Annotated in this window: 10 protein-coding genes; 3 read left to right on the top strand and 7 right to left on the bottom strand. The window is 38.5% G+C overall.

The window, feature by feature from the left end; translation table 11 throughout:
* The 3 genes from rsmH to glyS are packed head-to-tail and all read right to left on the bottom strand — an operon-like array spanning position 1 to position 6,034.
* Positions 1-942: a 16S rRNA (cytosine(1402)-N(4))-methyltransferase RsmH gene (gene rsmH, locus B9T66_RS00975; RefSeq protein ID WP_095627115.1), complete on the bottom strand. Its 942-nt coding sequence runs from the start codon at positions 940-942 to the stop codon at positions 1-3.
* Positions 939-3,842 carry an FAD-binding and (Fe-S)-binding domain-containing protein gene (locus B9T66_RS00970; protein WP_095627114.1) on the bottom strand — a complete coding sequence of 968 codons (2,904 nt, stop codon included), beginning with the start codon at positions 3,840-3,842 and terminating at the stop codon, positions 939-941. Before B9T66_RS00970 ends, rsmH begins: the two co-directional genes overlap by 4 nt.
* Before the next feature lie 38 nt (positions 3,843-3,880).
* Positions 3,881-6,034 (bottom strand): glycine--tRNA ligase subunit beta, encoded by a 2,154-nt coding sequence (gene glyS / locus B9T66_RS00965; RefSeq protein WP_095627113.1) that lies wholly within the window; start codon positions 6,032-6,034, stop codon positions 3,881-3,883.
* Between the two features lie 89 nt (positions 6,035-6,123).
* Between glyS and B9T66_RS00960 the strand changes: the two genes are divergently transcribed.
* Positions 6,124-6,975, top strand: coding sequence for a hypothetical protein (locus B9T66_RS00960; RefSeq protein WP_095627112.1), 852 nt, complete (start codon positions 6,124-6,126; stop codon positions 6,973-6,975).
* Here the strand turns inward: B9T66_RS00960 and yedF are convergent.
* Both yedF and yedE read right to left on the bottom strand, forming a co-directional pair.
* Positions 6,972-7,205 carry a sulfurtransferase-like selenium metabolism protein YedF gene (yedF, locus tag B9T66_RS00955; RefSeq protein ID WP_095627111.1) on the bottom strand — a complete coding sequence of 78 codons (234 nt, stop codon included), beginning with the start codon at positions 7,203-7,205 and terminating at the stop codon, positions 6,972-6,974. The two genes, B9T66_RS00960 and yedF, sit on opposite strands and share 4 nt — an antisense overlap.
* An 18-nt stretch (positions 7,206-7,223) precedes the next feature.
* Positions 7,224-8,438, bottom strand: coding sequence for a selenium metabolism membrane protein YedE/FdhT (yedE, locus tag B9T66_RS00950; RefSeq protein ID WP_095627110.1), 1,215 nt, complete (start codon positions 8,436-8,438; stop codon positions 7,224-7,226).
* Between the two features lie 296 nt (positions 8,439-8,734).
* Here yedE and B9T66_RS00945 point away from each other — a divergent pair, with 296 nt between their 5' ends.
* A complete protein-coding gene (locus B9T66_RS00945; RefSeq protein WP_257874560.1) occupies positions 8,735-9,364 on the top strand; it encodes a MarC family protein in 630 nt (209 codons plus the stop codon).
* 90 nt (positions 9,365-9,454) lie between these two features.
* Positions 9,455-10,456 (top strand): catalase family peroxidase, encoded by a 1,002-nt coding sequence (locus B9T66_RS00940; protein ID WP_095627109.1) that lies wholly within the window; start codon positions 9,455-9,457, stop codon positions 10,454-10,456.
* A gap of 5 nt (positions 10,457-10,461) precedes the next feature.
* Here B9T66_RS00940 and B9T66_RS00935 read toward each other — a convergent pair whose 3' ends face one another.
* Positions 10,462-11,940 (bottom strand): TolC family protein, encoded by a 1,479-nt coding sequence (locus tag B9T66_RS00935; RefSeq protein ID WP_095627108.1) that lies wholly within the window; start codon positions 11,938-11,940, stop codon positions 10,462-10,464.
* Between the two features lie 9 nt (positions 11,941-11,949).
* A complete protein-coding gene (locus tag B9T66_RS00930) occupies positions 11,950-13,005 on the bottom strand; it encodes an HlyD family secretion protein (RefSeq protein WP_095627107.1) in 1,056 nt (351 codons plus the stop codon).
* Positions 13,006-13,008 lie beyond the last annotated feature (3 nt).

Raw genomic sequence — 13,008 nt, 5'->3', positions numbered from 1 at the left:
TTAGTCCTTAAAGGCAAAGACGCGTAATTTTGCGCTTCTTGCACGATTGTTATGGGCGATCTCTTGTGCGCTTGGGCTTATTGGTTTTTTATAGAGCACTTCACCAAGTGCATTATTCCCACCACACATACATTTAAGCACATTTGGTGGGCAGATACAAGCTCTGCTCCATTGTTTAAAGGCGTTTTTAATAATCCTATCTTCAAGCGAATGAAAGCTAATAATTCCCACGCGAGATCCATGCAAAAATCCCTCTTTGAAATTAGCATAGAGTGAATCTAGGAGTTTATGAAGCTGTCCTAATTCATCATTAACTTCAATCCTAATAGCTTGAAATGCTTGTGTAGCTGGATTAATCCCTTTGGTGCGTGTGAGAGTGTGCGCACAAACCTCACTAAATTCTCTAGCACTAGTAAATGGAGTTTTTTCGCGATGTTGGATAATAGATCGCACAAGTTTTTTAGATTCTCTAATTTCGCCATATTGGCTAAATATACGCTCAAGCTCCATTGGATTATAGGTATTTAGCACTTCTTTGGCGCTTAATGGAGTGGAGGTATCCATACGCATATCAAGCGTGTGTGATTGGAATCCAAAACCACGATCTAGTGAATCTAGCTGCATAGAGCTTACGCCTATATCAGCCAAAATGGCTTGAATGTGAGGTTTATAGTTTTCCTCTAAGACTTCCCAAACACTTCCAAAATCACTTTTAATATATGTTATGCGATCTGCATATGCGTGTAGGCGCTCTTTGGCAAGGCTTAGCGCGTAGTCATCTCTATCAACACCAATGACTTTGACGTTTGGATATGCTTGGAGTAGGGCGAGTGTGTGTCCGCCAAAACCAAGCGTGAGATCAAGAATAATGGGTTCTTTTTTGTGCGTGAGGTGACAAAAGGCTACTAATACCTCATTTTGCAACACAGAGATATGTTTCAAGACAACGCCTCTTTTGATTGGCAAACCTCATCAAGCAGATAGATGATATGTTGCCACGCGTGGTTAGTGCTATCGCTAAGCCCAATTTCACAAGTGCTAGATGAAGCATACATACGTGTAGGCGATGTTTTTTTGAAATGTTCTTGTAAGCCTTGCAAGGCTGAAGCATTAAGTTGTGGTGTGCTAAAGCCTTTGTTTCCGGCAAAGCCACAACAATAAGTCTGTGCGTGTGTGATAACCTCATTTGTGGTGCAAGCAGCAGCGATATGTTCTATGGATTGCGCCCATGCGTGTTTTTTGCACGAACATACTGCATAAATTCCTACAGATTCATTAAGTGGTGTTATGTGTAAATGTGGCAAAAGCACATCGTGAGCATACACGCTCATATCATAGACTTGTAGCTTTGTAAAGTCATGAAGCTGTTTTAATTGCTCGATAAGCTCCCCACTACACGCACTATGATCACACACAATAGGGATATTGCCATTATCTGAAATCTCTAAAAGTTCTTTTAGTGTGTGATGAATAGGATTTAGGCTAGGATCTTTGGTTGTAAAATCCTTAAATGCCTTACCACAGCACATTTTAGCGATATTTTTTGGATATATGACACTAATCCCAGCTTTTTTGCAAAGACTTTCAAACACTGCTTGTATTGGGCGCTTGTCTTTGGCTTGTATAGGTGGTGCAAATACACGATTAAGACAACTTGTGAGATAGATGACACTTGTTGCGTTTGGTGTGGGCGCATTAGGAGTTTTTTCGTTAGATTCTATAATCTTAGATTGCAGAGTATAGGTGTTTTTTGTAGGCATATATTTAGGCACTATTGGAGTGTGTAGGATTTTATTAAGCCAAAAGGTAAGTTTTTTTAGGACATTATTGCCCAAGAGTGTAGCACCTACATTTGCTGCACTCACGCCTATTTTTACTATTTGTGTTGTTTTATCCATATTGTTGGCTATTATGCGTGCAATAGCACTTGCACCTTTGGAGGCATTGGCGTTTTTGGTATTGATAGCAATTTTGGCGCTATCAATCTCTAATGGACAAATACTCGCACACATCGAGCAAGTCGCACAGGTTGCAACTCCAAAATACGCATAATCTTTGCGTAAAAGTTCTAATTCCTCTTGTTCTTGTGCGCTTTTGTGATCTAGGCTTTCAAGTCGGCGTATTTCTCGATAGACTGCAATCCTTTGTCGCGGAGTGAGTGTGATATTTTTGCTTGGACACACTTTTTCACAAAATCCACATTCCATACAAGATTCTATATAATCATCAATGCTATGTGCGGGTTTTAGATTTTTTATGTGAATCTCTTTATCCTCGCAAATAAGCACATCAGGATTAAAAAGATTTTTGGCATCAAAGATATGTTTTATGCGTTTATTGAGCGCATAGGCTTTTTCTCCCCATTCTTGTTCAACAAATGGCGCCATCATTCTGCCTGTTCCGTGTTCGGCTTTGGTGCTACCTTTGAGAGCAACGACTAATTCCACCATTTTATCCATAAAAAGCGCGAAGTTATTGCGTTCTTTTTCATCATTAAGTAATGGTGTGATGATAAAATGCACATTCCCACTTAGCGCGTGACCAAAGATAATCCCCTCAAACTCATACTCTGTAAAAAGCTTTTGTATGCCTCTAATGCCCTTGGCAAAATTTGGTATTTCAAAGCAAATATCCTCTGTAATAACCGTGCTACCACGCCTTTTTGTTCCTGCAGATATAGGCAAAAGACCTTTGCGGATTTTCCACCATTTGGCTTGTGTGGCTTCATCAAAACTAAAATGTATGCCAAAAAGTGTTGGCACACACTCTAGCTCGGCTTTGATATGGCTTAGATGTGAATCTAAAATCTCCTTGCTATCAGATTCTATTTGTATGAGGATACAACAATTCTCTTGTGTAATCTTTCCAAGCTCTTCTGGCATACCATCTAGCGCACTTACGGCTTTTAAGCACGCATAATCCATAATTTCTGCCGCATTTACCTTATCATCATTGCGCGCAAGAATCTCAATAGCTTGTGCGGCAAGAGAGAGATTTTCATAAAAAAGCAATGCACAGGCTTTGAGTGCATAGTCTTTGACCGGCGTGTATTCTACTCTTGAAACAAAGCCAAGTGTGCCTTCTGCGCCGATAAAGATGTGGTTTAAAATATCTTTGATATCTTCAAAATCACTTAGAGAATTTAAGGCATACCCTGTAGTATTTTTGATAGCAAACTTGCGATGTATTTCTTTATGGAGGGCTTTGTCATCTAAGATTTCTTGACGTAATGCAAGAATCTCTTTTACCATATCAGTATGTGTATTGATAAATTCTTGCACATTTTTAGAATCTGAAGTATCCAAAATAAAGCCATCGTGTAAAATCACGCGGATAGATTTGATAGTTTGATAGCTGTTTTGTTTTACACCACAGCACATACCACTAGAGTTGTTAGAAAAAATCCCACCAATACTTGCATTATTAATCGTAGCAGGATCAGGACCTATTTTTTTACCAAAAGGTTTTAGGGCATTGTTTGCATCCACGCCTATCACACCACAATCACACCATATAGAATCCGCACTTGCTTTGATATTTTGCCATTTATGCATACACACCACAAGCACACTATCACTACAGGCTTGTCCGCTAAGGCTTGTGCCAGATCCACGAAAGGTCAGTGGAATATTATACGCGTTGCTTAGCATAATGATGCGTTGCACTTCTTCTTCATTGATAGGCTTTAACACGAGTTTTGGGATATAGCGATAACACGAGGCATCTACACCATAGGCAAAACGCATAATATAGCTATCATAGATTCTATAATCACGCCTTGTGCCATTTTGGTCAAACAAAAACTCTTTGCATTCTTGCGCAAACATTTCATAATTTTGCATAGGCTCTCCTTATTGTGTGATGTATATGGATAGTGTTTTTACATAGCGATTTGGGTAATATCGCCAATACTCAAAAATTCCCTATAGATACTTCCAATGAGTGCATATCGATTGTGTTTAAGCTTTGGATCTTTGTCATTTACAAGCACATTATCAAAAAATGCTTCAAGTGGGATTTTGAGTTCAAAAAGTGCCTTTGTGCGCTCTAATGGAGTAGCAAATTCTTTATCTTTGATTGCCACAAAAGCTTGAAAAAGCGTGTTTTCGGCATTATGACTAAAAAGCGTAGAATCTACATTTGCTATATCAAGTGTATCAAGAGATACATCTTTGCAAATATTTGCTACTCGCTTAAATGTGCTAAGAAGCATAGGCTTATCTTGCGTATCTTCAAATACCTCATGAAGTGCAAGGGCATTGTGGATAAGTGTATTAACATCGCGTTGTGCGTGATTGTGTGAATCTAGCCCACAAAGCGCACTGCGGAAAATAGAGGCATTCAGAGGCAATGCATTTTCTAAGCGCTCTAGGAAAAAAGATTCTATGTGCGCTACTATATTTTGTGTTGTTGGTGCAGGTTGTGTGTTTGTATCGCTAGATTCTGTATTGTTTGTGTAGCCTATGGCATTGTATATATTAAGAATATCATCGCGTAGGTTAAAGGCAAAACCTTGATCTTGGATAATTTTTAAGATTCCATTGGCGGCTCGACGCAGTGCATATGGATCTTTGGAGCCGGTAGGAATTTTGTTGATACTAAAAAGCCCAAAAATACTATCAAGTTTGTTTGCAAGACTTAATAAGGCACTAAGTGCATTTGATGGAAGGGCAGAATCTTCGCTATTTGGGAGATATTGTTCTTGTAAGGCTTGTGCGATGAGTGGATCATATCCTAGTTTTTGCGCATAATAACCGCCCATAATGCCTTGTAATTCAGGAAATTCATACACCATTTCTGTTAGTAAATCTGCTTTGGCGAGCAATATGCTTTGTTCTAGCAATGCCAAACAATCTTGATGATGAGGTAAGAGTGTGTGGGTTTGTGTATATTTGGCGTATAAAAGTCGCGCGATTTGTAATTCTCGTTGTGTTTTTTGCGCCAAGCTTCCCAAGCCTTGCACAAAGACAATATTTTCTAATCCTTTGGTTTGTAATCCGCGTTTTAAGTCATTGTGATAAAAAAACATCGCATCACTTAGCCTTGCTCTTAGGACTTTTTGATTCCCAGAAATGATGATAGAAGGGTCATTGGTGGTAGAATTTGTAACTACAACAAAGCCATTAAAAAGTCGCCCTTGTTTGTGGATAGCAAAATAGCGTTGATTTTCTTTCATAGAGGTGATGATGACTTCTTGTGGTAATTCCAAAAAGTCCTCTTCAAAGCTTCCAAGCAAAGCTTGTGGATATTCTGTGATAGCTACCACCTCTTCAAGCAGTGCAGAATCTAGCTCAACTTTGATATTATGTGTATGTTCTAATTCTTGGATTTGTTTGAGAATTTTTTCCTTGCGTTCTTGTTGGTTTAGTATTACTTTATGTGTATGCAAAACTTCAAAATATTGCGCGATGTTATTAACCGCAATAGCCCCAAAGCCCAAATCTCTATGCCCAAAAGTTTGTGGCTTAGAATCTATACCAAATGCGTGCAATTTAAGGCTTTTTTCACCCAAAAAGGCACAAATATTTTCGATAGGGCGGATAAAACTCTCGCTTAAATTACCCCAACGCATACTTTTACCAAAATGTAAAGAATGCAAGAATTGGTCAAAAATTTCTGGCAAAAGTTCTGTAGATTCTATGCCTTTTTGCGTGGAGGAAAAATATAATACTTCCTTGCCGTCTTTGGTAGCGATTGTAACTTTGTCGCGATCTGTTTGTGGATTGAGGTTGTGTTTGGTAAAAAAACTCATTCCTGCTTTTGTGAGTGCATTATTTGGATCACCACCTTCAAAGGCTATGGCAATTGGCGCACCATAGGCTTGTATGTGTATGTCTTTTGAATGCAGTGGAAAATCTTTGGCATAAATCACAATGCGTCTAGGGGTGAAAAATACTTGTGTTTGGCAAGGCGGTATGTGATGTGCTTGAAGAGAATGATTCCATTTGGTAGCAATATTTGGAAATTCTTGTAGAAACGGGATTGCTGGGAGTTCTTGAGTAAGGATTTCTATCAAAAGCTCTGCTGTATTCAAGGGTATCCTTTGTGATAAAGTCTTTGAGATGGGATTTTACCACGCAAAGCATTAGGGTTTTTTAAAATATAGAGTTAAAGAGGGTATATATGAGGGCAATATTTGTATGTGTGGTATTTGGGATTATGAGTGTGTGTATGGCACTTCCACTGCATAAAGTCGAGGGTAAATGCGTGGCATTAAAGGATTTTAGTGTTGCACAAAGAAATGTCATTCTTAAGGCATTTAAATATGGAGTAAAATCGGGTTTTGGTTACACAATGGCGGCTATTGCATGGAAAGAATCGTGCGCAGGAGAGTATAGAATGAATTTTGCTGATCCATCTGCTGGAATCTATCATGCACATATACCTGGACTTTTGAAAAAAAATAACCAAAAAGACACAGGATTTATACGCAATATGGTAGGAGAATTACTCGTGCGTGATGATGAATATGCCTCTGAAGTGGCGCTTGATGAGCTTTTGTATTGGCAAAAAGTGCGTAATGGGAATTGGAAAGAGGTGATTAAATCTTATAATAAAGGGTTTAGTTGGGAAAAAGATAGGGAGCGTGATAAAATGGCACAAAGTTATTATGAAGATATTGCGCAGCGTGTCCAAGCTCTGCAGGGCTATATACCTAAATATGCTTCTGCACTTGCCAAACAAGCCAAAAATGATAAGGCACTTGCATTTTTGGGAAAAAGCACAGCTTTAGCACAGAATCCAAAGCCATCTTTATCACAACAATCTGTAGCATACCCTAAGCCAAACCCAAAAAAAATGACTACACAAGTTGCTACGCAACGCACAGATTCTCAAAAAAAGAAGCGTGATTTTATAGAATTACCACAAGAATTTAGTGCTAACTATGCCAATAAACCCTCATCTTCATCACAAATACCAACCAAAAAACAAAATCCAAATACAGGAGAATTTTACCTCCTGCAAGAGCGTTAAGGTTTGCGTATAAGATAGCGAATAGTCGCTCCCATTTGTTCTACTTGTAAAACTTCATAGCCGTGATTTTTAGCATCAATAGGGATATTATTGATACTTTGTGGGCAATCACTAAGCACTTCTAAAATTTCTCCACTTTGTAATTCAGGTAACACTTCTAGTGTCCTAATTGCGGGATATGGGCAAGGCTCACCTTGCAAATCAAGGGAAAAGTTTGGTGTTATATCCATACAAAACTCCTTAGAATCTTATGCTTTTTGAAATTTGGATTGTGCGTGGTATTTTCGTTCAATCCATAGCACCCAACCCAAGAAAACAAGCAACAATACATAACTTATCACAAGTCCGCCATAATTTCCAAATGATTGCAAGAGATTGATTTTTGGAAAGTTTGTTGCCAATGGCGCAGAATAATAATCCCAAGTGAGTGCTACAAGCGTAGATCCAATGACATTACCAATCCCAACAATCCAATAATGCACTTGCCCCTCAACAGCGCGATACATCCACCCACATTCACAGCCTCCAGCGATGACAATCCCAAATCCAAAGAGCAATCCACCAATGACAGCATTTGGTGCTGCCCACATAATTTTAGGCGGCATACCAAGCATAACATAGCTAAATACCCCAATAGTTGAAACCATCATACCAATGATGACTGCCCTTGCCATGTAGCCTCTACCTGTAATAAACAGATCTCTAAATGCGGAAGTAAAACAAATTTGTGCGCGTGAGATAATAAATCCAAACCCTACACCAAAAATAATCGCAATAGGCAAAATCGGTATAGCCCTGCCTTCTGGAGTTATGCCATATATCATAAGATATGCTACCCATATAGCAACTACAAGTAGCACAATGATGCCAAGAATAAGCAGTATTTTTTCTCTTTTGGCATTATGGGCGATGACTTTTTGTGCTTGGACTTTTTGGAGTGGAGCTTTGGATCTAAAAAATGGTAAAAGCACCACCTTTGTGCCTAGATAAACCCCAATAATTGTCATAAGTGTAAAAAACCAAGCATGGAGACTAAATTGTGGGATACCTGTAAAAAAACTCGCTAAGTTACACCCCATACCAATACGCGCTCCAAAACCTGCAATGATACCACCAATGAGGGCTTGAGCTATGCGTAAATTGCTTTGTGGTAGGCGAAATTTAACATTGTTTGCAAAACTTGCTGCTATAAAAGCTCCAGCAAACATACCAATAATCATTACGCCATCGATTCGATCTAGCGGAGTGCCACTAAGTCCTATAATCTTAAAATATCCAAGTGAATCTGTATCTATGCCAAAGAATTGCATAATATGACCGCCCCAACGGGTAAATTCACCAGTTACTGCCCAATATGTTCCAGTAAGTCCAAAATAATACGCTGCCATAATGCCTAATGCGATGATTGCAGGCATAGGCGACCAAAATCGCACGAGATAACGCTCTTTAAATGCTTTAAACATACTATGTCCTTGTTGTTGAAAAGAAATGGTTATGGGATTAATGCAGAATCTCACATACACTTGCTTTGTCCAAAAGCCTAAATTTATGAGGGGGTGCATTCTAATTCTTAAGTTCTAAAAAAATCCTTAAATGTTTGTGTTGTGTTGGTATGTAATGATGAAAGAGTATTTGCTTTGAGATTTTAGAGATATACAAGGGTTAAAAATACATGAGAGTAGCATTGCATTGTTGCAAATTGTGCTAAAATCGCGAAATTTTTCTAAAGGATAGATACATGTTTGAAGAAATGCAGCTTTTGTTTTCAACGCAATTGTATACGATACTATATACTATCTTGCTTGCAGCTATCACAATTTTGGCTGTTTTAAACCCTTTTGGGAATCTCCCGCAATTTATTGCGATGACTGAAGAGCTAGAGACTTCACTACGTCAAAGTCTTTTCCGCAATATTCTGTATACTTCTTTTATTATTGTTGTGTTGTTTTTACTAAGCGGACCTTTTATTATGCGTTATTTGTTTAATGTGGATTTAAATGATTTGCGAATCGCAGGGGGTTTGCTATTAATCCTTGTAAGCCTTAAGAATCTCCTTTTTCAATCTCACAAAGCAACCACGCATTATACTACGACAAATAAGAGTGAATTATTAAGCCAAAGCATTGTGCCTATGGCTTTTCCTATGTTGGTAGGTCCGGGGACACTTTCTACTAGCATTGTTATCTCTGAAGAAAATGGCACTTTTGTTGCCCTTAGTGCCGTGGTGGTAGCTTTTGTATTTATGCTTATTTTGTTTCATTTTGCTGCCACAATAGAACGCGTATTAGGAAAACTTGTTTTGCATGTGTTTTCACGAATAGCACTTGTTTTTATTATGGCAATGGGCGTAAAAATGATGATTATTGGACTTAAGGCAACATTGTTATAAAACACAAACTCTTTGTGATGTATGCAAAACTTTGTTTGTAAAAGTGTGCAAGAATTTTATTTGCATTAAAAATACTTAAAGGAGTAATGAATGAAAACCATACCTACAATTGGTGCAAGGAAACCAAAAACACATATCTTTAGAGGCATTGTCGCAGCTTTGTTTGTTTCAAGTTGCGCATTATGGGCAGAATCTGCTACAGATTCACAAAGCATCGCAGAGCTTTTTTATACGCTTAATGGTGATGCAAAGGATCCACACAAAAAAATTAATCATGCCAAGGGTTTTTGTGCAGTTGGGGAATTTATACCTGTAAAAGGCATTACAAATACCTATAATATTCCTCTATTAAAGGAATCTAGTATCCCTACTCAAGCGCGTTTTTCACTAGGTGGTGGAAATCCTAAGGCTAGTGATGCTACAAAAGGAAGAGGTTTGGCGCTAAAAATCGAAGGCAAAAGTGATAGCTGGGAAATCGTAATGCTTAATACAGAAATTAATTTTGCAAAGAATCTAGAAGAATTTGTAAAGTTTTTTGAAATACGCGTGCCTAAAAATGGAAAGGTAGATTCTGAAAATATCGCTAAGGTTACCAAAGAAATCCCATCGTTTGCAAATTATGACAAATACCTTGCTAAAACACCGCTCACGCCAAGCGTAGCAAATACGACTTACTACAGCATACACACTTTTTATTTTACAGATTCTAAGGGCAAGAGCATTCCTGCTAGATTTGCTTTTGTGCCTGTAGCAGGTGAGAAAGGATTGAGTGCTGATGAAGCAAAAAAACTTGGCGATGATTTTTTAGAATCTGATTTTAAAGCCAAAACCGCTAGTAAGCCTATCGAATACAAAATGATGCTTATTTTGGCAAATCCTAATGATATTACAAACGACACGACAGCATTGTGGAGTGGCAAACATAAAGAAGTGCAAATAGCAACGCTTAGGATAAAAGAATATGCAGGTAAGGATTGCAATGGCGATGTATATATGCCAGCAGTATTGCCACAAGGCGTTGATGCACCCAAAGATCCACTTTTTGAAACAAGAAATGAAGTGTATAGTATCACATTTGGCAAGCGACAATAAGTAGATTATTCTTGCTTAAAGTCCTCTGCTTGGTATTGCATACCTCCACCTAATGCCCCATAGAGAGTGAACATAGATTCTAAATAGAGGGTTTTTAGGGTGATGAGGTTTGTCTCAATCTCTAAGAGTGATCGTTGCGCATCAACAACCTCCAAGTAAGAGGAATACCCTGTATCATATCTTGATCGTGCGTGGGCAAGTGCTTCTTTTGCAGCTTCTTGCTGCTTTTTTGTGCTATTTCGCTCAAGATTTAGGTATGAAACACTCATATATGCGTCTCTTGCTTCTCTATAGGCTCTAATAACCACATCACGATAGATATACGCTGCTTCATCTCTTTGGGCGTTGGCTATGCCAAATGCTCCCTCTAATTCCCTGCCTTTAAAAAGTGGTGTTAATACACTGCCTGTAACCCCGCCTAGTGTTAAAAATTGCGTAAAGTTTGCATAGCCTATAGCACCTAGATTTAGTCCGATATTAAAATCTGGCAAAAAATCCGCTCGTGCTTTTTGTAGATATGCGCTACTTGAGGCAAGCATAAATTCTGCGTATAACACATCAGGACGATTATGCAAGAGTTTTGAAGAGATACTATCTGGAAGTTTTGGGGCTTGTAAAGTAATAAACACATCTGTGGCAGAGGCAAGAGAGGCATTTTGGGATTCTATAGATGTAGTATTTTGTGCCATATCCTCTTGATATTTGACACTAAAGCCTTGCAAGACTATAAATTCCTCCGAATCCACATCCACACCGGTAAGATATTCCAAAGCATTTTTGCTTGTTGCTATGGAGAGTTTAGTATCGGCAATTTGTGTTTGAACAGATTCATAAGCAATAACGGCTTGTTTGACATCATATGTGCTAATGTAGCCCATATTGTTTCTATCTTGCATAATATTTAACTCTTTTTGTCTAGCCTCTAGTGTGGTTTGGAGCAATTCTAAACGCGCATACGCCCCTAAAAGCGTGATATATGTCTTTGCGACAAGCATATCAACCGAGAGTTGTGTCGCATAGCTTTGGGCAATACTAGCTTGCAAGGCGTAGTGTTTGCTTTGTTTGGCATAGCGGTATTTTCCAAAAAAATCTAAATGATAAGAAAAATCTACATTGCCTTGTGTGAGGGCATAAAGTGGGTGGAGGATTGTTTGATTATAGGCAGGATCTATGCTTAGATTCATATTTGGATAGAGTTTGGCTCTAGCAATTTTTAAGTCATTTCTTGCCATTTCAATATGTGTTTTGGCAAGTTTGTTTTGTGTGTTAAATTCTCTTGCGTGTTCTAGCAAATAGAGTAAAGCAGGGTTATGAAAATCTTCCCACCAATGCGCATTAATGCTTTCTTGTGATTGACTAAGATTTAGGGAAATATGTGAATCTTTTGGCACATCGGTGATTTGTGGCACACACGCGCTAAATGATATGAGAGATATTGTAAGCAAAAGATTTGGAGCTACATATTTTAGGTGTAAAGATTTCATATCTATCCTTTATTTTGTTTCAATCTCTACTATGACGCTCATTCCTGCACGCAATTCTTCTAAGCGCTTATTTGTAGGATCTATGGCGATTTTCACAGGAATGCGTTGGATAACCTTGATAAAATTTCCAGTAGCGTGATTGACTTTGATTGGGCTAAATTCGCTACCTGTAGCAGGAGAGATTTCTTCTACAACACCGCTAAATTCCTCACCGCTTAGGGCATCAACACTAAAACGCACTTTTTGTCCAAGCGTTACTTTATCCATTTTGTTTTCTTTGATATTGGCTATTACCCAATGCGTTTGTGGCACGATATAAGTAAGTGTGCTACCTTGGGAGACAAATTGTCCAATATGTGCCAAAATTTCCCCAAGTTGCCCATCTATAGGAGCTTTGATAAGGGAATTATCCAAATCAATAAGTGCAAGTTCTAAGAGGGCGTTTGCACGTTTTACTCCTGCTTGTAGTGAATCTTTGGTGGTTTTAAAGGCTTCAAATTCTTGGAGGGATTTTTGGTATTGTGCTTTTGCTTGTATGTATGCAGCTTGCGCACTTGATAACTGCGCTCTTGCATTGTCATAATCGCGTTTGCTTAAACTCTCTTTTTTGACAAGTTGTGAAACTCTGTTGTTTTCTGCTTGAGCATTTTTGAGGTTGGCTTCTGTGGCTTTAATTTGGGCTTCTTTTTCGATAATATCAGCCTCATGTAGGCGATAATTTTGCTCATATGCTTGTAATGCACTTTGCGCACCTTGTAGGTTTGCACGCGCTTCTTGCACTTTTTGGGTAAAAATACGCTTATCGATTTGCAAAAGTGGATCGCCCTCTTTGACAAATGCAAAATCTTTGACATACACTTGTGTGATATAACCGCTTACTTGGGGTGAGAGTAGGGTAGTTTTGGATTGGACATAGGCATCATTTGTCACGACAACATTGAGAAAAAATGGTGGTAATTGCCACGCATAAAGGATAAGCGTAATACCGGTGATAATACCAATACTTGTTGCAATGATAACAAAGAGTTTTGGCTTACTAGGAAGCCATGAATAATGTGGTTTCATATT

Source organism: Helicobacter sp. TUL, assembly GCF_002287135.1.
GTDB lineage: Bacteria > Campylobacterota > Campylobacteria > Campylobacterales > Helicobacteraceae > Helicobacter_F.
Note: the sequence above shows the minus strand (reverse complement) of the source record. Positions and strands in the feature narration are given on the sequence as shown.

Bases quoted from the DNA above. Each gene is read 5' to 3' on its own strand.
- B9T66_RS00970 (WP_095627114.1), bottom strand. From the start codon at position 3,842: ATGCAAAATTATGAAATGTTTGCGCAAGAATGCAAAGAGTTTTTGTTT.
- B9T66_RS00960 (WP_095627112.1), top strand. From the start codon at position 6,124: ATGAGGGCAATATTTGTATGTGTGGTATTTGGGATTATGAGTGTGTGT.
- yedF (WP_095627111.1), bottom strand. From the start codon at position 7,205: ATGGATATAACACCAAACTTTTCCCTTGATTTGCAAGGTGAGCCTTGC.
- yedE (WP_095627110.1), bottom strand. From the start codon at position 8,438: ATGTTTAAAGCATTTAAAGAGCGTTATCTCGTGCGATTTTGGTCGCCT.
- B9T66_RS00940 (WP_095627109.1), top strand. From the start codon at position 9,455: ATGAAAACCATACCTACAATTGGTGCAAGGAAACCAAAAACACATATC.
- B9T66_RS00935 (WP_095627108.1), bottom strand. From the start codon at position 11,940: ATGAAATCTTTACACCTAAAATATGTAGCTCCAAATCTTTTGCTTACA.
- B9T66_RS00930 (WP_095627107.1), bottom strand. From the start codon at position 13,005: ATGAAACCACATTATTCATGGCTTCCTAGTAAGCCAAAACTCTTTGTT.